The following is a 20,268-nucleotide window of genomic DNA, read 5'->3' on the forward strand; positions in this document are numbered from 1 at the left end:
TGAAATTTCGGTTCGTCCGGGATTTCAGGATTTTTTGTTTTCCACAAACCGTGTTGCCCACCGCCGGTGCCCGCGATGCCCACGGCATGCTGTATCCCATGAGCACAGTGACGGCACAAGCACTATCGAATCTGGTCGAGGCGGGCAAGCTAATCGCCTTGGCTACTTCGATCCTGTCCGGCGACGTACCGGCCGGCCACGCTGCGATATTCGCGCTGTATGTCGAGGAACTCAACCAAAAGCTCAGTCGAGCACAGGTCCACGCAGCTCATGCCCTACGCCGCACCGGTGCACACAAACTTGATCATGCCTCCTTCCAAGCGATCAGCGATGCTGGTGTCGATCCCACGCTGGAACAACTTGAAGCCGCCGAAGGACATGCCACTACCGGGCGCACCCATTTCAAAGATGCCAAAGGCATGATGACCGACTGGCTGAATATTCCGCGCGGCACTGCAGGAACTCGGCTAGTCCAAGCCGACTGCCTGCTAGGTGGTGTCGATCAAGCAGGGCAACCGGTAGAGCCGTGGCTCCCGGAGTTAGCCGCGCAATTCGAAGCCCCGGATGTGGACCCGCGCTTGGTAGCTTCTACGGCCTTGAAGCTGCATTCTGCACGTAATGATTTCGGCGACGATGAAGCCGGCCAGGCGGAGAAAGCGCGATTGGAAGCTGAATCAGTCGCTTTCCTGCGCTCAGAACCCAAATCGGCTCGTAAGCACATCAATGACTTGGTGGCTCAGGTGAAAGCCGGCAAACGCCCGCTGAAAGCTCTGCTGGAGCGCATTGGCATCTTCAAGAAGGGCATGCGCCAGGGCCTGATCGAGTATACGCTTCGTGTGTTGCCCTCCCAGGCGGCGTATATCGAGGCCTACTTCGCGCAACTGGACAATCCTGCCACCGTGGCCGGGAACAGGGACGGCTTGAAAGAAGCCGAGGCTCAATTCACGGGTCAGCAGGGCTCCGGTTGGGACGATGCGGAGTCCAAACCGGACTGGGCAAAAGACGATCCGGTGGCGGACGAAGAAACCGAAGACGATAGTCCGCCGGCAGACAACAACGAACAAGTTTCGGAGACCTCGGATGACGAGGAAGAATGTTGCCAACCGGGAGATCCTGAAGAACGCAATACTGAATCAGCTACCACTGGTGCTGTCACTCCATGGGAGGATTTGAAGCCCGAGCGACGCCGTTTAGTTGGATTCATGGCAATGCTGATGAGTGACAGGACGAGCACCAGTGACCCGCCGGGTCAACGTGCTGGGTTGGTCGCACCGCAGGTGAGCATCATTCTGAATTGGGACAAGATGCAAGAGCAAGCACAAGACTACGCGGTCAACAGCAGTGGGATGTCCTTGTCTGCTGGTGAAGTCAGAACTGCGCTGTGCAATGCCGGAGTTTATCCGGTAGTGCTCAATGGCAAGAGCCTGCCCCTCGATTTAGGCCGGACGCAACGGCTGTATTCCAAGTCCCAGCGCCGTGCGATCCGGGCAGCCTACCGGGGCTGTTCCTATCCTGGATGCAGCATGCCCGTAGAACGGTGCGAAATTGATCATCTGGACGCGTGGGAAAAGGGTGGACGAACGGATATCAAGTCTGCCGGGTTGAATTGCCTGATACACCACATTGCCCGGCATTGCGGGTTGTTCCACGCGGTGAAGATTCCGGAGAGCAGACCGATGGTATTGCTTTCACCAGAATTGGATCCGGAACAGAAATTGCGGATCAATACGTATTTCATGACTCCCGCAGAGGCATTGGAAGCTGAAGCGTTGGCGGATGAAACGACAGCTAAGTGGCGCGCGGGGGAGCTGGACGTAGAAATCGTCGAACCTTGAGAACCCCCTAGCAAGATTCAGCCGCCGACAAGCGGAGGACCGTTTCAGCGCCGGTATTCTCGCCGGAGTTGCGATACTTGAATGAACGAAGATCATTCAGGAGCAATATGTCACGTGTTCAACGCCGGGCTGCGAATTCCCGACCATTTTTCGGTACCCAGAATTCGTCGCATACCTCGATGGCTGTTCGCTATATTGATGATGGCAACGTGGAATCCGCTCCGGAAGGCACGAGCGCGGCCGATGCGCTGGCGTTCGGCCAGACTGGTGATCAGCGCATTGCTTTGTCCTTGTATCCCACGCCGGATGAAGCTGACATCCACGATCTCACCGAGGCGTGGGAACTGCATCCAGTGCTGGCCGAAGACCTCGTGCACGCCCGCCAGCGGCCTAAACTCGAACGCTACGGCGAGGTGCTCCTGCTGGTAGTTCGCTCAGCGTTGTACCTCGATGAATCCGAAGAAGTCGAGCTGTCCGAGTTCCACATCCTGATGCGCAAAGGCGCTGTGGCGGTGCTCTGCCAGGACCACCGGTGGATCGACGGCACAGACGGCGAGGAATTCGTCGAGTCAATCAGGAACGGCAAGCTTCGCAAGGACCAGGTGCTGCTCAAAGACCCGGAGCTGCTCCGCTTGGGCGCCGAAGCAGTGCTGTACCGGATACTTGATGCGATTGTTGATGGATACGCCCCCGTGCTCCACGGCCTGGGGATCGACAAGGAGCAGATCGAACGGCAAGTCTTCAGTGGCGATGCCGCAGTCACCGAACGCATCTACCGCCTGAGCCAAGAAGTGATCGATATGCAGCATGCGACCGCGTCATTGCTGGAGGTCGTGCAATCGCTCGACGACGGGTTCAAGAAGTACCCGGTGCCCGCCGAGCTGGAAACCTACCTGCAGGATGTCACTGACCACCTCACCCGCGCGCATACCCAAGCCGTGGAATACCGGGATGCGCTATCGCAGATCTTGAGCGTCAATTCCACCCTCGTAGCCCAGCGCCAGAACGAGGACATGAAGAAGATTTCCGGTTGGGCAGCGATCCTGTTCGCCCCGACCTTGATTGCAGCGATTTACGGGATGAACTTCGAGAACATGCCAGAACTGCATTGGACCTTCGGCTACCCGATTGCTGCCGGCCTCATGCTGGGATTTGCTGCCGCACTATATGGTGTATTCAAATGGCGCAAGTGGTTCTGAGCGGAAAGATTCCAGGGGAGACATTGACGGCGAAAATCGACTTCAAGAAATCGCTGGACAGCTATCGGTCCGTGGCCGGGCAGTTCCGTGTCCTGCAGGTGCCAGCGATGCGCTACCTGATGTTCGATGGATCAGGTGACCCGAATACCAGCAACTTGTACCAGCAAGCCCTGCAAACCTTGTATCCGGTGGCCTACAAACTCAAATTCGCGAGCAAGGCGCAAGGCAAGGACTATGTCGTCCCGCCGCTGGAAGGCTTGTGGTGGGCCGAGGATATGGCGGTCTTTACCGAACGGAGAGACAAGGAACAGTGGAGCTGGACCATGATGCTGATGGTCCCGGCGTGGATCAACGAGGACGACTACGCGAGGGCTCTGGAAACCGCCCAGGCGAAGAAGCCGTTGCCTTGCCCTGGGCGCATCCGGTTCCAGTCGCTTGCTGAAGGCCAATGCGTGCAGACGCTGCACATTGGCCCCTACGATGCAGAAGCCGAAATCCTGGCAACGATGCACCACGAATTCATACCCGGCCAGGGACTGCGCATGACTGGCAAGCACCACGAGATCTACCTCGGCGACCCTCGCAAGGTGGCACCGGAAAAGCTTCGCACGATCCTGCGCCAACCCGTTGAGCCCAACTAGCGAGAGGAAAATAGATGGAACTGGCACCCCAGAGCACAGTTGCCCAAGTGCAACAGGCACTGGCCGAGCTCGAAGACCCCAAGTACCGCGCGGTCAATGAGAAGCACGGCGATGATTTCGGCGTGAATCTGGGCAAGCTCCGCGCCTTGGCCAAGTCGTTGAAGAGCAACCAGGAGCTTGCCGACGAACTCTGGGCTACCGGCGAAACCGCAACCCGGCTGGTCGCGCTGCTGATCGCCAAACCACGGAGCTTTACCTTGGAACAGCTGCAGGTGTGGAGCCAAGGCGCCAGCACTCCCAAGGTCCAAGCATGGTTCCTGAGCTACATCGTCAAGAAATCCAAGCTGCTCGAGGAGCTCCGCCTGCTGCTCATGAGCCAGAGCGACCCGGTACAGCTGGCTGCCGGCTGGGAGCTGACTGCCCACCAGGTAGTCAAGGCCCCGGAACTGCTGGACCTGGAACAGCTGCTTGACACGATCGAAGCCCGAATGAGCGCCGCACCGGATCGCCTGCAGTGGGCGATGAATACGACCCTGGCGCACATCGGCATCGAGCATGAGCATTTGCGCCGACGTGCCCTGGCCATCGGCGAGACCTTGCAGGTGCTGGTGGACTACCCGACCTCAGCCGGGTGCATTTCACCATTCGCTCCCATCTGGATCACCGAAATGGCCAAAAGGAAAGCCTAGGTCCAGCAATCGCTGGACCTAGGCTTCCGGGAGCTAGGCGTCCGCCGGTTCCTCGCGCTTATCGCGCAGCGCGATCTTGGAGATCACCCAGATCACGGCGGTCAGCCCGCCGGTGAGCAGCAGCTGGGTGCGCGCCGCGGGATCAGTCATCGCGATGGCGACAATCGCCGCAAGGACGATGATCGTAGCGATCGACAGGCCCGGGAAACCCCACAGCCGCAACGGCAGATGCCCGCCATCGCGGTCCGCGCGGCGGCGCAGGATCAGCTGCGTCACGGCAATGAACGACCAGATGAAGATGATGGTCGAACCCACCACGTTCAGCAAGATCGGCATCACAGCCTCGGGCCAGATCCAGTTCAGGCCCACGGCCAGGAAGGAGAAGGCCACGGAGGCGATCACGGCCTTCGACGGCACGCCATTGCCGGTCACGTGGGTGACGGCGCTCGGGGCGAGCTTGCGCTGGCCCAGCGAGTACAGCATGCGCGAGGAACCGTAGATATTCGCGTTCATCGCCGAAAGCAAGGCGACCACGACCACGGCATTCATCAAGAAGCCCACGCCTGGAATGTGCATGACATCCAGTGCGGCCGCAAATGGGCCGTCCACGATCGCCGGATCATTCCAGGGAACCAGGGCGACAATGACCAGGATCGAGCCGAGGTAGAAGAACAGGATGCGCATCATCACGGACTTGACCACGCGCTTGATGTTGCCGGCCGGGTCCTTGGACTCGGCGGCCGCGATGGACACCACTTCGGTACCGCCGAAGGAGAAGATGACGATCAGGACTGCGGCGGCGATGCCGGCCATGCCACCGGGGGCGAAGCCGCCATGGGCGGCCAGGTTGGCGAAGCCAACTGGTTCCGGCGTCGGGATCACCCGGGTCAGCACCAAGGCGCCGAAGACCAGGAACGCGATGATCGCAGCCACCTTGATCACGGCAAACCAGTATTCGAAACGGCCGTAATTCCTTACGCCGAGCAGATTCGCTCCGGTCAGGACCACCACGAAGCCGAGCACCCATGCCCACTGCGGGAAGGCCGGAACCCAGCCGGCGGTAATGGCCGCGGCCCCGGTTGCCTCGGCCGCGATCACCACGACCAGCTGGATCCAGTAGAGCCAGCCCAGGGTGGACCCTGCGCTGCGCCCCATGGCTTGGCCAGCGAAGGTGGAGAACGCGCCGGAGGACGGATTGGCGGCTACCATCTCCGCGAGCATGGCCATGATCACGATGATGACGGTTCCAGCGATCAGGTAGGAGACCAGCACGGCCGGACCGGCGATGGAAATGGCCTGGCCGGAGCCGACGAACAGGCCAGCGCCGATCGCGCCGCCCAGGCCCATCATGGAGATCTGGCGCCGGGTCAGCCCGGTATGCAGCTGCTCGGGGGCTTTGACTGCGCTCACGCGGTGGCCTCCTGGACGGGCAGGGCCGCGAGCACGCGATCGACGTCGTGTGCGGTACCGGAGGAAATCCTCAACCCGTCACCGGGGAAGGCGCGAACCACTACACCGCCGGCGGCGAGCTTGGCTTCAAGCTCTTCGGTTGCCTCGCCGGCATCCACCCAGACGAAGTTCGCCTGCGACTTCACGACCGGGTACCCGGCGGCAGCCAGGCCCTCGTACATCCGCTCGCGCTGGGTGACGACTTCCTCGATGCGCAGCGACAGCTCGCCGATGGCGGCCAGCGAGGCCACTGCCGCGCGCTGTGCCAAGTCGGAGACGCCAAATGGCACGGCCACCTTGCGCAGGTTCCCGGCAACTTCCAGCGGGCTGATGGCGTATCCGACGCGCAGGCCAGCCAGGCCGTAGGCCTTGGAGAAGGTGTGCAGCACGGCCACATGCGGGTATTTGCGGAACAGCTCGATGCCATCGGCCCGCACGGCCGAGCGGTCGAAGTGCACGTAGGCTTCGTCGACGACGACCAGCACGTTGCGCGGCACGGCATTGATGAACTCATCCAGCGCGCGGGCCTCCACCACCGTGCCGGTCGGGTTGTTCGGGTTGCAGATGAAGACCAATCGGGTCTTATCGGTGATCGCGGCCAGCATGGCGGGCAGATCATGGCGGCTATCGGCATCCAGGGGCACCTCGACCGGGGTGGCTCCGGCGATCCGCACCAGCGAAGGATACGCCTCGAAGGAGCGCCACGCGTAGATGACTTCGTCGCCCTCGGCGGCAACCGCATGGATGATCTGGGCCGCGACCTCGACCGAGCCCGCGCCCAGGGTGATGTGCTCCGCCGGGACGCCGAACTGCGAGCTGAGGGCGCCGGTCAATTCGGGCGCCGCGATGCTCGGGTAGCGGTGGATGGTGGCCAGGCCCTCCTGGATGCTGGACAGCACCGAGGGCAGCGGGCTATGCGGGGATTCGTTGGATGAGAGCTTGGAGGCTCCAGCGGCTGCGGGCTTGCCCTGCTTGTAAGCGGGCACTTCCTGCAAGGAGGGGCGCTGGTGAAGGGTCATGAGTTTCCTCTCTGACTGCCAGAGCTGCACGAGGTTGGCAATCGTTCGTATGACAAAGCCGTGGTGCGTGGTCAGCGGTGGCCCTGCTCATATCCTCGCGTGTCGCGATTCACAAGCATCGACTGTAGGTTGAATGAATCTGCCGGCGCAATCGCAACCCCTGTTTCTATGCAGGCTGCATAGCAATCGCCGCCAATCAACCCATTTTACTAGTCAATCTGCCCAGTCTTTTCCACTTCTGCCTCGGCCCTAGCGCACGCTGCGACCAGTGGCAGTGTCCTTCCTTGGAAATGCTCGTGCAGGGCGAAGGAGGATGAGGTCCTTGCCACACCCGGCACCTTGTTGATGCGGTTGAAAATCGCCTGCAGGTCTTCGGGGGTCCGGGCCACAACGCGCAGCTGCAAGTCCGAACTGCCGGTCACGGTGTACATGTCGAGGATTTCCGGGATGGATTCCTCCAATGCGCTCGCGACCGGATCGTGCCCATAGCGCTGGATGATCTCCACCTGGCAGAATGCGACCAGCGTGTACCCGAACCCCGCAGGCTTGACCCGCGGGACGATGCCCTGGATGACGCCGGCTTCGTGGAGCCGGGCCAGCCGGCTGCTGATCGTGCCGCGGGCAACACCCAAGCGCCGGGCGCACTCCATCACCGGAAGCATCGGCGATTCGGTGAGCAGTTCGATCAAATCCGCGTCCAGGCGGTCAATGCGCACGGTCGTCCTTTCGACGAGTCGGTCCAATGATCCAAGGCTAGCGGTGTTTGCTGGGCGCGCTCGATGAAAATGAGCCAAGTGTAATCCGCGCCACAGGCTAGGCTGTTGCCATACTGATCCTCAAGGAGTTCACTGATGGGCAAGACACCTCTCCAGTCGGTAGCCGGTTTGCACGTCCTTGTCACCGGGGCCGCGCAGGGCATGGGTTTGCTTTTCGCCAAGCAGGCTTGCCTCGAGGGCGCGGCACGGGTGGTCATCTGGGACATCGACGCGGCCAAGCTCGACGCGGCTGCCGAAGGGCTGCGCCAGCTCGGCGGCACTGTCGAGACCCATGTGGTGGACCTTGCCGACCAGGGCCAAATCCAGCGCTACGCCGCCACGGCGGTGGAGGGCGGGGGAATCGACGTGCTGGTCAACAACGCCGGGGTGGTCACCGGCACCTCCTTCGCGAAGCACAGCACCGCGCAGATCACCGCGGCCATGCAGGTGAACGCGCTCGCCCCGATGTACTTGACCCACGCCCTGCTTCCGCAGCTGGGCCGACGGGGCAAGGGCCGGGTGCTGACCATCGCCTCGGCGGCCGCGCTGGTGTCCAACCCGAATATGAGCGTCTACGCGGCCTCCAAAGCCGCGGCCCTGTCCTTCAGCGATTCGCTGCGGCTGGAGCTGGAAGGCAACGACCAGATCGCCGTAAGCACCATTTGCCCGACCTATATCAGCACCGGCATGTTCGCGGGCGCCAAGCCGATGCTGCTGACCCCGATCCTGGAGCCGGAAGTCGTGGTGGACCGGGCGTGGCGGGCGATGCTTGCCGGCACGCCGCTGGTGCTGATGCCGTGGACCAGCAAGCTGGGCCAGCTGCTGCGCGGCGTGCTGCCGCGACCGGCCTGGGATTTCGTGGCCGGCAAGGTCATCGGCGTATACCGCTCGATGGACCAGTTCACCGGGCGAACAACGCGGGACGAGCAGATGAATCGGGGCTGAAAGTTCGCTGGCCCATCTGTTGCTGGAGGGCCCTGCGGGGTAGCTTTGGAGCATCGCCCAGCTAGGAGGACCGTCATGCAAAAGCTCACCGTCAATCTATGGATGCAAGGCACTGCAGAGGAAGCGGGGGAATTCTATGCCCGCGCCCTGCCGGAGGCAAAAACCGAAGTCGAATCGCGCTATCCCACCGAGGGCCTGCTGGAATTCCAGGAACCCTTCGCCGGCAAGGCGCTGACCGTTTCGCTGTGGGTGCGGGGAACCAAGATCACGCTGATCAACGCGGGCCAGGAATTCACGCCCAATCCGGCGATCTCGATCATCGTGGTCTTCAACGCCGGCCAGCGCGAGTCCCTCGATGCCACCTGGGCCGCGCTGCTGGAGGGCGGCACGGCGCTGATGCCGCTGGACACTTACCCGTTCAGCGCACGCTACGGCTGGGTGAACGACAAGTACGGTGTCTCCTGGCAGCTGATGGAGTCCGATGAGCCCGTTGAGCCGCGCGCCTCGGTCTTTCCTGCGCTGATGTTCGGCGGTGCGGCCCAGAACCGCGCGGTCGAGGCCATCGAGTACTACAGCCAGGTGCTCGGCGCGAAACTGGACAGCGCCTTCCCGTACGGGGAACCGACCGAATCCGCTACCGCCGAAGCGCTGATGTACGCCCAATTCACGCTCGGCGAGGATTGCGTTGCGGCCATGGATTCGGCCGTGCCGCAGGACTTCACCTTCACTCCCGGCGTCTCGCTGGAATGGCCATGCGATGGCCAGGCGGAGATCGACCGCGTCTGGGAGGCGCTGTCCGCGGTGCCGGAAGCCGAGGCCTGCGGCTGGCTGACCGACAAATTCGGGGTGAGCTGGCAGATCGTGCCTTCGAACATGGGTGAGCTGATGGAGCGTCCCGGCGCATTCGAGCATATGCTGAAGATGAAGAAACTAGTGATCAACGACTTCTGAGCGGGGAACGATGCAGAGCGCTGCACGGCGGGCGGTAGTGGCAGGAGCCAGCGGGTTCATTGGCGAACGGCTGATCGCGCAGCTGCGCGGGGCTGGATACCAGGTGGCGGTCATCGGCCGCGGCCGTACAGCGGATGCGCAGTGGGGCGATGGCCCGGCGCTGGCGGCACTCATCGATGGTGCAGAACTGCTGGTCAATCTGGCCGGGAAGAATGTCGGCTGCCGCTATCACGAGGCGGCGCGCAACGAGATCCTCGCCTCGCGCGTGGACACGACCCGCGCGCTGCACGAGGCAGTGTCCCAGGCCGCTGATCCGCCGGCGCTGTGGCTGAACGCGTCCACCGCGACCATCTACCGGCACAGCATGGATGCGCCGAACACCGAGGACGGCCGGATCGGCGAAGGGTTCTCGGTGGATGTGGCGCGCAACTGGGAACGCGAGTTCTTCCGCGGCGAGCTGCCCACGCGCCGGGTCGCCCTGCGCATGGCCATCGTGCTCGGCGACGGCCCGGCCACGCGCAAGCTGCTTGCCGTTGCACGGCTCGGGCTTGGCGGGGCGCAACACGATAGCTGGTGGCCGGCGCATCGGCGCTACCGCGGCATCGGCCCGGATCCGAGCGGAGCCGAACGCAGCGGCTGGCACCGCACGCGCGGGAACCAGCGCTTCAGCTGGATCCACGTGGATGATGCGATCGGCGCGATCGGGCATATCATCGACCACCCCGAAATCACCGGCCCCGTCAACCTCAGCTCGCCGAACCCGGTTGCCAACCGGGCGCTGATGGCCTCGCTGCGCCGCGCCACTGGCGCGAAATTCGGGCTGCCCGCGTATCGTTGGATGCTGGAGCCGGCCATGTTCGTGCTGCGCGTGGAACCGGAAATGCTGCTCAAGTCCCGCTGGGCGCTGCCCGGGGTGCTGCAGGGGACCGGGTACGAGTTCCGCTGGCCGCACCTGGATGCGGCACTGGATGACGTGGCCGGGAACCTGGCTGCGAAACAAGCACTTTAAGGACGCGCATTGGCACCGAGATTCCGACGCTTCACCCTGCCCGAACTGGCCCCTGGCTACCGCGGGGATCTGGGCGATGACTACGTTGAACTGCTGCACTTCAGGGATTTCGATGAGCCGCTGGCGGCCGATGGCGCGCGGCTGGAGGAATGCCGTTTCAGCTCCGTGCAGATCGAGGCCTTGCGCAATGCCCGGCTGATGCAGTGCGAACTGGACCAATCCGGGGCTCCCGCCCTGCAAGCCGCTGGTGCGTTCCTCAACGATGTGCGGGTGACCCACAGCCGCTTCGGTTCCGCGGATTTCGCCGAGGCCCAGCTCGATGGCGTGGTATTCGAGAACTGCAAATTCGGCTGGTTGAATTTGCGCGGTGCGACGGTGCGCGATGTGCTCTTCGTCAATTGCCAATTCGAGGAGATCGACCTGGGCGGGCAGATCCAGCGCCTGGGCTTCGTCGATTCGCGGGCCGGGCAAATTACCGCTGCCGGGGCGCAATTGCGCGAGGTCGACCTGCAGGGGCTGGACTTCGCCCAGGCTGAGGGGGTCGACGGGTTGCGCGGGGCACGGATCAGTGCGCTGCAGCTGGGCCTGCTCGCGGAGGCGATGGCCAGCCACCTGGGGATCAAGCTAGGGAGTTGATTTGCCCGTGGCCGGCGGCCAGCTGCTGCGCGGTTTCGGCCAGCAGCTGCGCCATGGCCGCGGCGGCGCGGGTCAAGGAGACATCGCGCCGGTGCGCCAGCCCGATGGTGCGGGCCAGCGGTTCGCGCAAGGCAATGGAGCGCACTCCCGGGGCGTCCAGCGCCACCGTCGCCGGAACCACGGCCACTCCGAGTCCGCGCTGCACGAAGCGCAGCACCGCGTCCATCTCCCCGCCTTCCACGACGATATTGGGCACCAGGCCGGCGTTCTTGTAGGCCAGGGCGGTGCTGGCGCGCAGATCGTAGCTGTGCGAGAAGGCCAGCTGGGGCACCGGAGCCAACGCGCGCAAATCAAGCTCCTGGCCAGCCAGGTGCGGGTGCTCCAGTGCGTCGATGACCACCAATTCCTCTTCGAGCAGCGGCAGGTTCTCCAGATGGTTGTCGTTCACCGCATGCTCCGAGGTCACGATGAGCGCCAGATCCAGTGCGCCGCCGTCCAGCTGCTCCAGCAGCTTGTGCGAGCCCGCTTCGAAAATCTGCAGTTGCACCCCGGGGTAGCGGGTGCGGAAGATGGACAGCGCCTCGGCGACCAGCGACACGCACAGGGTAGGCGGGGCGCCCAGGCGCACCCGCCCGCGATGCAGCCCGGCCAGGTCGGCCATTTCGGAGCGGATGGACTCCTCGTCGGCCAGCATCCGGCGTGCCCGGGGCAGCAATGCCTGCCCGGCGGCGGTGAGCGTGATGTTGCCGCGGGCCCGGTGGAACAGCTCGGAGCCCAATTCCTGTTCCAGCGTGGCGATCTGCCGGCTGAGCGATGGCTGGGCCAGATGCAGCTGCTCGGCGGCCCGGGTGAAGTGCCCCACTTCGGCGATGGCGGTGAAGCCGCGCAATTGCTCTAGGTTCATGGTGCATAGCCTACTGCTATCAACATCATGCCAATAATTCATTGGACGTATTCTGGGTGCGGGGCGATGCTGGAAACCATGAGAAACGAACAGCAGATATCCACCTCCGTACTGGTCATCGGCACCGGCGGTTCAGGCCTTCGCGCGGCCATTGAGCTGGCAGAATCGGGCACCGACGTGCTGGCCGTGGGCAAGCGCCCGCGCCACGACGCGCACACCGCGCTGGCCGCCGGCGGCATCAACGCCGCACTGGGCACGATGGACGCCGAGGACAGCTGGCAGCAGCACGCGGCGGACACCATCAAGGAAAGCTACTACCTGGCCGATTCGCGCACCGTGCAGGTGGTCGCCCAAGGCGCGGCCCGCGGCATCGAGGACCTGGAACGCTACGGCATGAATTTCGCCCGCGAAACCGACGGCCGGATCTCCCAACGCTTCTTCGGCGCCCACAAATTCCGGCGCACCGCCTTCGCCGGGGACTACACCGGGCTGGAAATCCAGCGCACCCTGGTCCGCCGTGCGCAGCAGCTGCAGGTCCCGATCCTGGATTCGGTCTATATCACCGAGCTGCTGGTCGCCGAGGGGCGGATCTTCGGCGCCTACGGCTTCGACGTCAACGACGGCACCGGGTACCTGATCCATGCCGACGCGGTCATCCTGGCCGCCGGCGGCCACACCCGCATCTGGCGGCGCAGCAGCTCTCGGCGCGACGAGAACACCGGCGACGCCTTCCGCCTGGCCGTGGAGGCCGGTGCCCGGCTGCGCGATGCCGAGCTCGTCCAATTCCACCCCTCGGGCATCATCGAACCCGAATCGGTGGCCGGGACCCTGGTCTCCGAGGCGGCCCGTGGCGAAGGCGGGATCCTGACCAACGCCCTGGGCGAACGCTTCATGGAGCGCTACGATCCCCAGCGCATGGAACTGTCCACCCGCGACCGGGTCGCCCTGGCCGCCTACACCGAAATCGCCGCCGGACGCGGCACCGCCAAGGGCGGGGTCTGGCTGGATGTCTCGCACCTGCCCCGGGCCACCATCATGGAACGGCTGCCCCGGGTCTACCAGACGCTGCTCGAGGAGCAGATGCTGGACATCACCGAGCAGAAGATCGAGATCGCCCCGACGGCGCACTATTCCATGGGCGGGGTGCAGGTGGACCCGCTCACCCACGAAACCGAAGTACCGGGCCTGTACGCGATCGGCGAAGCCTCCTCGGGCCTGCACGGGGCCAACCGGCTGGGCGGCAACTCGCTGATCGAGCTGCTGGTCTTCGGCCGGATCGTCGGGCAGGGAGCTGCCCGGTATTCGCGTGCGCTCACTTCCCAGCCGCGTTCGCAGGCGGCCATCGAGAAGGCGCGCGGGGAAGTGGACCGGCTGCTGGCCGCCGATGGGCAGGAAAATGTCCGATCCCTGCAGCGGGCGATCCGCGACATCATGACCCAGCACGCCGGAGTCGTGCGCGAGGAGGCGGGGCTGAAGCTGGGCCTGGAGAAGCTGGCAGAGGTCGAAGCGCGGATGGCGCGGGTGGGCATCCACCCGGACATCGCCGGCTACCAGGATCTGTGCCACGCCTTCGACCTGAAGTCCTCGGTGCTGGCCGCGCGCGCCACCTTGGAGTCGGCGCTGGAGCGCCGGGAAACCCGCGGCTGCCATAACCGCAGCGACTATCCGCACACCGATCCGCAGCTGCAGGTGAATCTCATCTGGTCGCCCGAGGGCATCACCCGTGAGCCGATCCCCGAGGTGCCTGCGGAAGTGGCCGCGCTGATCACCGAGGTATCGCAGGCAGGCAAGCTCGTGGAGTAATGAACCGGTGCGAACTTGCCAAGGCCCGGCGGCTGCGCTGAAACTGAGCTCAGTGGGCGACCGGCCAGGCGTGGGTGCCCTTCGCGAGTGGAGGATGAGATGGCCCATGTGGGGCTCGTATTCGTAGGACTGATTCTGAGCGTGAATGCGCTGGTGGGGCTGGGCCGGATTCCGGCCCGTTCGGCGGCGGTGCTCAACCTGATGGTCGGCGCGCTGCAGATCATGTTGCCGACCTTGATACTCAGCCAGGCAGGCAGCGACATCGCACTGGTCAATGCCACCTGGCCCAGCTACCTGTTCGGGATGACCTATCTGCTGGTCGGGTTCAACACCCTGTACGGTTTCGACCCGGCCGCGCTGGGCTGGTTCAGTGCGTTCGTAGCCGCGATCGCGCTCTACAAGAGCGTGCTGTCCATCGGCCCGGACCCGCTGTTCGCGGTCATCTGGCTGGCCTGGGCGCTGATGTGGCTGGGCCTGTTCCTCTCCGACGGGCTGGGGCTGCGCCGGCTCGGCCCGGTCCACGTGCCCGTGGCCACCGCATGGTTGATGCTCAGCGCCGGCATCCCGAGCAGCACCATCCCGGCGCTGTTCGCGCAGAACGAGCGGTGGTCGACGTCGCCGGCTGCGGGTTGGGCCGCCCTCTGCGTGCTGGCCGCGGCCGCCGGATTCAGCTGCTGGAAAGCCCGCAGCACCTGGCGCTCCATGCAGGAGGCAACCTAGCGCTTGCGCTGCACCCGGGCCTCGTCCCAGACCGGCTCGTCGGACTCGTAGACGGTGCCGTCGGAGCCGAAGACCAGGAAGCGGTCGAAGCCGCGGGCGAACCAGCGGTCGTGGGTCACCGCCAGCACCGTGCCCTCGAACGCGTCGATGGCGCGCTCCAGGGCTTCGCCCGAGTGCAGGTCCAGATTGTCGGTGGGCTCATCGAGCAGCAGCAGGGTTGCCCCCGAGAGCTGCAGCAGCAGGATCTGGAAGCGCGCCTGCTGGCCTCCGGAGAGCGATTCGAACTTCTGCTCGGACTGCGCGGCCAGCCCGTAGCCATCCAGCGCTCCGGCCGCCGCCTCGCGCGGCATTCCGGAGCGGTGCTCGTCGCCGCGGTGCAGGATTTCGAGCAGGGTGCGGCCAAACAGGTCCGGGCGGCTGTGGGTCTGGGCGAAGTAGCCCGGGCGGATGCGCGCTCCCAGCTTCACCGTGCCGGCATGCGCCACCGGGGCGATCACCACATCGGAGACCGGCAGATGCTCGCGCTCCGGGTCGGATCCGCCGGAGGCCAGCAGGCGCAGGAAGTGCGACTTGCCCGAGCCGTTCGAACCCAGCACGCCCACCCGGTCGCCGAACCAGATTTCGGTATTGAAGGGTTTCATCAGCCCGGTCAGCTCGAGCTTTTCGGCCACGACCGCGCGCTTGGCGGTGCGCCCGCCCTTCAGCCGCATCTGCACGTTCTGCTCCAGCGGGATCGCCTGCGGCGGGCCGGCCTCCAGGAACTTCTCCAGCCGGGTGGTGGCCGCCTGGTAGCGGTTGGCCATGTCGGAGCGGAACGCGGCCTTGGTCTTGTACATGTTGACCAGTTCCTTGAGCTTGGCGTGCTCCTCGTCCCAGCGCTTGCGCAGCTCTTCGAAGCGCTCGTTGCGCTCCTTGCGGGCTTCCACATAGGAGCCGAACGCGCCGCCGTGCACCCAGGCGGTGGCCCCGCCGTGGCCCGGTTCCAGGGTCACGATGCGGGTGGCGGCGTTGTCCAGCAGCTCGCGGTCGTGGCTGATGAACAGCACGGTCTTGTTGGAGCGGGACATGATCTCTTCCAGCCAGCGCTTGCCGGGCACGTCAAGGTAGTTATCCGGCTCGTCGAGCAGCAGCAGTTCGTCGTTGCCTTCGAAGAGCGCTTCGAGGACCAGGCGCTTCTGCTCGCCGCCGGACAGGGTGCGCGCCAGCCGGTCCCCGGCCTTGTCGAACCCGATGCCCAAGGCGGCCATGCAGACCTTGTCCCAGGTGGTTTCCAGCTCGTAGCCGCCGGCGTCGCCCCACTCGATGATCGCCTCGGCGTAGCGCATGTGGACTTTCTCGTCCTCGCTGGTGAGCATTTTGGCTTCGTACTCGGCGACCTTGGCGGCGGCCTGGGCCAAAGCCGGTGCGGCGGTGGACAGCAGCAGGTCCTTCACCGTGGAGTCGTCGCGCACCTGCCCGACGAACTGGCGCATGATGCCCAGGGTGCCGGTGCGGTTGATGGAGCCTTCGTCGGCCTTCAGGTCTCCTGCGATGATCTTGAACAGGGTTGTCTTGCCGGTGCCGTTGGGTCCGATCAGCGCGGTCTTGGAGCCGGCGGTGACCTTGAAGGCCGCGCCGCCCAGAAGCTGGGTGCCGTCGGAAAGGAAATACTGGATGTCTGTCACGTCTATATGGGCCACCTGGCAATCCTATCGGGTAGATTGCCGAACATGCAGATCACAGTAGAAATCTACGGCGCGCTCCATGCCTGCTGCCATTCAGCGTTTTCGGTAGGCGATCACGTGCGCTGGCAGCTGGCCCAGGTGCGCAATGGGCGCGGGGAAATCTCCTTCGAGCTCGATGACCACGGCACCTTCGATGGCACGGGGGTGCCGGTGGCAGCAGTCGCCGCCCGGGTGGTGCGCATCCAGTACCGGGATCATGGACGTGCGGCAAGGGCCGGGGGACTGGCAGATGGCCCTGTCCCGGTGGTCGATACCCTGCATGTTCCCGAAGGCACGGATTTCGACCACGACTGGATCGTGGTGGGACTGGAAGTAGCGGATCCGAAGAGCCTTCCGCCGCTGGCCGACTGGGATGAGGGCGCGCCCCTGCCTGGTGGCGCGCCCCGCGGCGGCTAGTTGTACTTGTAGAACCCTTCGCCGGCCGCTGCGCCGAGCTTGCCCTGGTCGATGTACTGGGTCTTGAGCAGCTCGGCGAACTTCTGGCTGGTTGCATCGCCTGCACGGGAAATGTTGTAGGCGGTGTTCAGCCCCACGATGTCGTAGATCTCGAACGGACCATGCGGTGCCCCGGTGCCCAGCTTCCAGGTCTTGTCGATGGTCTGCGCATCGGCGACCCCGTTGACCAGCAGGTGGCTGGCGGACTGCAGGAAGGGGACCAGCAGCGAGTTCAGCACGTAGCCCGGCTGCTCCTTGAGCACCCGGATCGCGACCAGCCCGGTACGCTCGGCGAAGTCGACCACTGCTTCGTAGGCTTCGGGGGTGGTTGCTGGTGTGCCCATGACTTCGCCGGTGTTGTTGGACCAGATGTGGTTGGCGTAGTGCAGGGCGAGGAATTGTCCGGGGCGGCCAGTGAATTCGGCGATATCCGAGGGCAGCAGGGTCGATGAATTGGTGGCGAAGATGGCCTGTTCGGGGGCCAGCACGGCCAGCTTCCGGTAGGTCTGCGCCTTGATCTCCAGATTCTCGGGCACCGCCTCGATGACCAGGTCGGCCTCCCGCACCGCGTCGGCCAGATCGCTGGTCAGTTCGATGGACTCGCGGGCGGATTGGGCCTTCTGCGGGTTCCCGAAGTACTGGGCGTACTGCGCAACCAGGGCATCCAGCCGCTGGTTTGCGGCGGCCAGCGCTTGTTCGCTGATGTCGTAGCCGATGACGGGCAAGCCGTGGTAGGCGGTTTGGAAGATGATTTGTGCGCCGAGCACGCCAGTGCCCAGAACGGTGATGCGTTGCAGTTCCATGATTCTCCTTGGGGTACAGCTTCACTCTCCGCTTTTAGTTGCGCAATTTCAACTAAATGTGAGCGGGAGAACGCCCGACACCTGCTGGTTGGCTGCCTGTTGCCGAAGATTCACTTTCTGGCTAGGTGGTGCTGGAACTCTTGGGGAGTCATCCGCAACCAGCATGGGGGAGAACTACGTGCACCGCATATCCAAGAAGGCCCCGGGAGTCCTGGCCGCCGCCGTCATCGCCGCGAGCCTGTCGCCGCTAGCCGCCGCCGCGGACCCGGGGGAGTACTTCGAACGCGAAGCCACCTACCCGGTCTACCAGAACCATCCCGAGGGCGCCGCGGCCCAGACCGCCGCAGAAATCTCCACCGTATCGGCGGACGGCAACACGCTGATCTACTCCGATGCGCTCTCGCGCAGCGTCGGCTTCCTGGACATTTCCAACCCTGCCGCACCGAAGGGCCTGGGCCTGCTGGGCCTGCACCAGCTGGGCAGCGCCGAGGACGAGCCCACCAGCGTGGCCGCCTACGGCGACTACGTGTTCGTGGTGGTGAACACCTCGGCCAGCTACAGCGACCCCTCGGGGCGGGTGGATGTGGTGCGGATTGCCGACCGCACGCTGGTGCACAGTTTTGCACTGCCAGGCCAGCCCGATTCCATCGCGCTGTCCGCCGACGGCGCCTACGCGGGCATCGCCATCGAGAATGAACGCGACGAGGATGCCGGCGAAGGCGCGCTGCCGCAAGCCCCGGCCGGATCGATCGCCATCATGGACCTGCAAGGCGCGGACCCGGCCGGCTGGAAGCTGCGCGAAGTCCCGCTCACCACCGGTTCCCGCACCGAATCGATTGCGCTGCCGCTGCTGGCCGCGGCCGGTCTCGACACCCCGCAAGACCCCGAGCCCGAGTACGTCACGATCAACGGGAAGAACCAGCTGGCGGCAACCCTCCAGGAAAACAACGGCGTGGTGCTGGTGGACCTGGCCTCGGGCGGGATTACCGGCGCCTTCAGCACCGGGACCGTGGACCTGGCGGGGATCGATACCGAAAAGGACGGCGTGCTCGATCCCAGCGGGGAGCTGAAGGGCGTGCCGCGCGAGCCCGATGCCATCGGCTGGATCCAGGACCGCTATCTGGCCACGGCCAATGAGGGCGACTGGAAGGGCGGCAGCCGCGGATTCACGATCTTCGACTCCGCCACCGGCGACGTGGTGTGGGATGCCGGCAATAGCTTCGAGCACCTCGCGCTTTCCCAGGGCTTGTTCCCGGAGCAGCGCGCAGGGAAGAAGGGCGTTGAGCCCGAGGGGCTGGCCATCGCCGAATTCGGCGGCGTGGACTACGGATTCATCGCGGCCGAACGCGGGAACTTCGTGGCCGTGTACGACCTGTCCGAGCCATCCAGCCCGCGCTATCTGCAAAGCTTGCCGACCACCAACGGCCCGGAAGGGATCTTGCCGATCCCCGGGCGCAACCTGCTGGCCATCGCCTCGGAAACCGATGAGGGCCCGGTGCGCTCGGCGGTGTCCCTGTACTCCTTCGGCGCCGCCGCGCCGCAGTTCCCGCAGCTGTCCTCGGATGCCGCCGATCCGGTGCCTTTCGGCGCGCTCAGCGGGCTGTCGGCCAACCCGGCCGATGCTTCGCAGCTCTTCGCGGTCAGCGACAATGCGTACCAGCCGCGCATCTACACCCTGGAAACCGGGACCCCGGCCACCGTTGAATCCTCGATGGCGGTCACCGCGGGCAGCGTCGAACTGGATCTGGAAGGCATTGCCGCCCGCGCAGACGGCGGCTTCTGGGCCGCCCATGAAGGGGAAACCGGGGCGGAGAACCTGCTGGTGCGCATCGACGCGGCCGGTGCGGTGCAGGAAGAAATCGCGCTGCCTGCACTTTCAGGGCTGGGCAAGCACGGGCTGGAAGGCATCGCCGCGACCGGGTCCGGGAAGCAGGAAGAAGTGGTGTTCGCGGTGCAGCGCGAACTGCCCGGCGAGGACGTCGTCCGCCTGGGCAAATACCTCCCGTCCACCGGCGAGTTCAGCTGGTACGGCTACCAGCTGGACCCGGCAGCCGACGGTGCATGGAATGGACTGTCGGAAATCACCGCGCTGCCCGATGGCTCCTACGCGGTGATCGAGCGCGATAACCAGGTGGGGCCGGACGCCAAGCACAAGGCCGTCTACCAGTTCCGGCTTCCGCCGGCCCAGGCAGGAGAAGTGCCGCTGGTGCAGAAGAAGCTGGCGACCGATGTGCTGCCGGTCCTGCAGGAAACCCGCGGCTGGACCCAGGAGAAGCTGGAGGGGCTGGCCGTAGCCGATGGCCAGGTCTACGTGGTGGCCGATAACGATGCGGTGGATGAGGCCACCGGCGAGACCGTCTTCGCGAACCTCGGTGCGGCGGATGAAGTGTTCGATCTGGCCGGCCAGGCACCCAGCGAGGAGCCCGGCGAAGAAGAGGGCAAGGACCAGGACGAAGAGCTAGCCGCGGAACCAACCCGGAACCCTTCGCCGCAGCCGAGCGGGGAATTCCCTGCACAGGTCCCGGAGCCGACCCGGGAAGCCGGCCAGTCCCAGGCCCAGGCGCCGCAGGAGACGCGTCCAGCCCAGCCGGAAGCCAGCGAAGAGCTCGCAGCCACCGGTGCGAACAGCTTCTGGCTGATTCCGGTGGGTGCGGTGATCGCGCTGCTCGGCGCCGCGGCGGCCCTCAAGACCGCACGGGCCCGCGCGAAGTAGGCCGCGCGGAAGGTACCGGGAAAACAGCGAAGGCGTGG

At 64.9% G+C, this 20,268-nt stretch carries 18 protein-coding genes; 12 read left to right on the forward strand and 6 right to left on the reverse strand.

What is annotated here, in order from left to right; translation table 11 throughout:
- Positions 1-98: 98 nt before the first annotated feature.
- From ACNPN0_RS04165 to ACNPN0_RS04180, 4 genes are all read left to right on the forward strand, one after another.
- Positions 99-1,835 (forward strand): DUF222 domain-containing protein, encoded by a 1,737-nt coding sequence (locus ACNPN0_RS04165; protein WP_448937286.1) that lies wholly within the window; start codon positions 99-101, stop codon positions 1,833-1,835.
- A 179-nt stretch (positions 1,836-2,014) separates the two neighbouring features.
- Positions 2,015-3,034, forward strand: coding sequence for a magnesium and cobalt transport protein CorA (locus ACNPN0_RS04170; protein ID WP_332488796.1), 1,020 nt, complete (start codon positions 2,015-2,017; stop codon positions 3,032-3,034).
- Entirely contained in the window at positions 3,016-3,675 is a 660-nt protein-coding gene (locus tag ACNPN0_RS04175) for a GyrI-like domain-containing protein (protein ID WP_434690670.1), read from the forward strand. Before ACNPN0_RS04170 ends, ACNPN0_RS04175 begins: the two co-directional genes overlap by 19 nt.
- Before the next feature lie 14 nt (positions 3,676-3,689).
- Positions 3,690-4,364 (forward strand): DNA alkylation repair protein, encoded by a 675-nt coding sequence (locus ACNPN0_RS04180; RefSeq protein WP_434690668.1) that lies wholly within the window; start codon positions 3,690-3,692, stop codon positions 4,362-4,364.
- Between the two features lie 33 nt (positions 4,365-4,397).
- Here ACNPN0_RS04180 and ACNPN0_RS04185 read toward each other — a convergent pair whose 3' ends face one another.
- From ACNPN0_RS04185 to ACNPN0_RS04195, 3 genes are all read right to left on the reverse strand, one after another.
- Positions 4,398-5,774, reverse strand: a complete 1,377-nt coding sequence (locus tag ACNPN0_RS04185) for an amino acid permease (RefSeq protein WP_434690666.1) — start codon at positions 5,772-5,774, stop codon at positions 4,398-4,400.
- A complete protein-coding gene (hisC, locus tag ACNPN0_RS04190; RefSeq protein ID WP_105661417.1) occupies positions 5,771-6,832 on the reverse strand; it encodes a histidinol-phosphate transaminase in 1,062 nt (353 codons plus the stop codon). The genes ACNPN0_RS04185 and hisC overlap by 4 nt, the downstream gene beginning before the upstream one ends.
- Before the next feature lie 209 nt (positions 6,833-7,041).
- Positions 7,042-7,548 (reverse strand): Lrp/AsnC family transcriptional regulator, encoded by a 507-nt coding sequence (locus tag ACNPN0_RS04195; protein WP_400342431.1) that lies wholly within the window; start codon positions 7,546-7,548, stop codon positions 7,042-7,044.
- Positions 7,549-7,683: 135 nt separating this feature from the next.
- On the opposite strand from ACNPN0_RS04195, the gene ACNPN0_RS04200 reads away from it, so the two are divergent.
- The 4 genes from ACNPN0_RS04200 (at position 7,684) to ACNPN0_RS04215 (ending at position 11,128) form a co-directional block, all read left to right on the forward strand.
- Positions 7,684-8,532 carry an SDR family NAD(P)-dependent oxidoreductase gene (locus ACNPN0_RS04200; RefSeq protein ID WP_448937287.1) on the forward strand — a complete coding sequence of 283 codons (849 nt, stop codon included), beginning with the start codon at positions 7,684-7,686 and terminating at the stop codon, positions 8,530-8,532.
- A gap of 75 nt (positions 8,533-8,607) precedes the next feature.
- Positions 8,608-9,483: a VOC family protein gene (locus tag ACNPN0_RS04205; protein ID WP_434690661.1), complete on the forward strand. Its 876-nt coding sequence runs from the start codon at positions 8,608-8,610 to the stop codon at positions 9,481-9,483.
- Between the two features lie 10 nt (positions 9,484-9,493).
- Positions 9,494-10,492: a DUF1731 domain-containing protein gene (locus tag ACNPN0_RS04210; protein WP_434690659.1), complete on the forward strand. Its 999-nt coding sequence runs from the start codon at positions 9,494-9,496 to the stop codon at positions 10,490-10,492.
- Positions 10,493-10,501: 9 nt separating this feature from the next.
- Positions 10,502-11,128, forward strand: coding sequence for a pentapeptide repeat-containing protein (locus ACNPN0_RS04215; protein WP_434690656.1), 627 nt, complete (start codon positions 10,502-10,504; stop codon positions 11,126-11,128).
- Here ACNPN0_RS04215 and ACNPN0_RS04220 read toward each other — a convergent pair.
- Complete coding sequence (locus ACNPN0_RS04220; protein ID WP_434690654.1) at positions 11,112-12,032, reverse strand: LysR substrate-binding domain-containing protein; 921 nt, start codon at positions 12,030-12,032, stop codon at positions 11,112-11,114. The genes ACNPN0_RS04215 and ACNPN0_RS04220 overlap by 17 nt on opposite strands.
- A 78-nt stretch (positions 12,033-12,110) precedes the next feature.
- Here ACNPN0_RS04220 and ACNPN0_RS04225 point away from each other — a divergent pair, with 78 nt between their 5' ends.
- Both ACNPN0_RS04225 and ACNPN0_RS04230 read left to right on the forward strand, forming a co-directional pair.
- Positions 12,111-13,835 carry an FAD-dependent oxidoreductase gene (locus tag ACNPN0_RS04225; protein ID WP_434690651.1) on the forward strand — a complete coding sequence of 575 codons (1,725 nt, stop codon included), beginning with the start codon at positions 12,111-12,113 and terminating at the stop codon, positions 13,833-13,835.
- 108 nt (positions 13,836-13,943) lie between these two features.
- Positions 13,944-14,555, forward strand: a complete 612-nt coding sequence (locus tag ACNPN0_RS04230; RefSeq protein ID WP_448938845.1) for an AmiS/UreI family transporter — start codon at positions 13,944-13,946, stop codon at positions 14,553-14,555.
- Here the strand turns inward: ACNPN0_RS04230 and ACNPN0_RS04235 are convergent.
- Positions 14,552-16,234 carry an ABC-F family ATP-binding cassette domain-containing protein gene (locus ACNPN0_RS04235; RefSeq protein ID WP_105661405.1) on the reverse strand — a complete coding sequence of 561 codons (1,683 nt, stop codon included), beginning with the start codon at positions 16,232-16,234 and terminating at the stop codon, positions 14,552-14,554. The genes ACNPN0_RS04230 and ACNPN0_RS04235 overlap by 4 nt on opposite strands.
- A gap of 30 nt (positions 16,235-16,264) precedes the next feature.
- Between ACNPN0_RS04235 and ACNPN0_RS04240 the strand changes: the two genes are divergently transcribed.
- A complete protein-coding gene (locus tag ACNPN0_RS04240; protein WP_448937288.1) occupies positions 16,265-16,675 on the forward strand; it encodes a hypothetical protein in 411 nt (136 codons plus the stop codon).
- Here ACNPN0_RS04240 and ACNPN0_RS04245 read toward each other — a convergent pair.
- On the reverse strand, positions 16,672-17,517 hold the full coding sequence (locus ACNPN0_RS04245) for a 3-hydroxyacyl-CoA dehydrogenase (RefSeq protein WP_448937289.1): 846 nt from the start codon (positions 17,515-17,517) through the stop codon (positions 16,672-16,674). The two genes, ACNPN0_RS04240 and ACNPN0_RS04245, sit on opposite strands and share 4 nt — an antisense overlap.
- 178 nt (positions 17,518-17,695) lie before the next feature.
- Here ACNPN0_RS04245 and ACNPN0_RS04250 point away from each other — a divergent pair, with 178 nt between their 5' ends.
- Positions 17,696-20,230, forward strand: coding sequence for an esterase-like activity of phytase family protein (locus tag ACNPN0_RS04250; protein ID WP_448937290.1), 2,535 nt, complete (start codon positions 17,696-17,698; stop codon positions 20,228-20,230).
- The last annotated feature ends 38 nt before the right edge of the window (positions 20,231-20,268 follow it).

This window comes from Glutamicibacter sp. AGC84 (assembly GCF_053543575.1).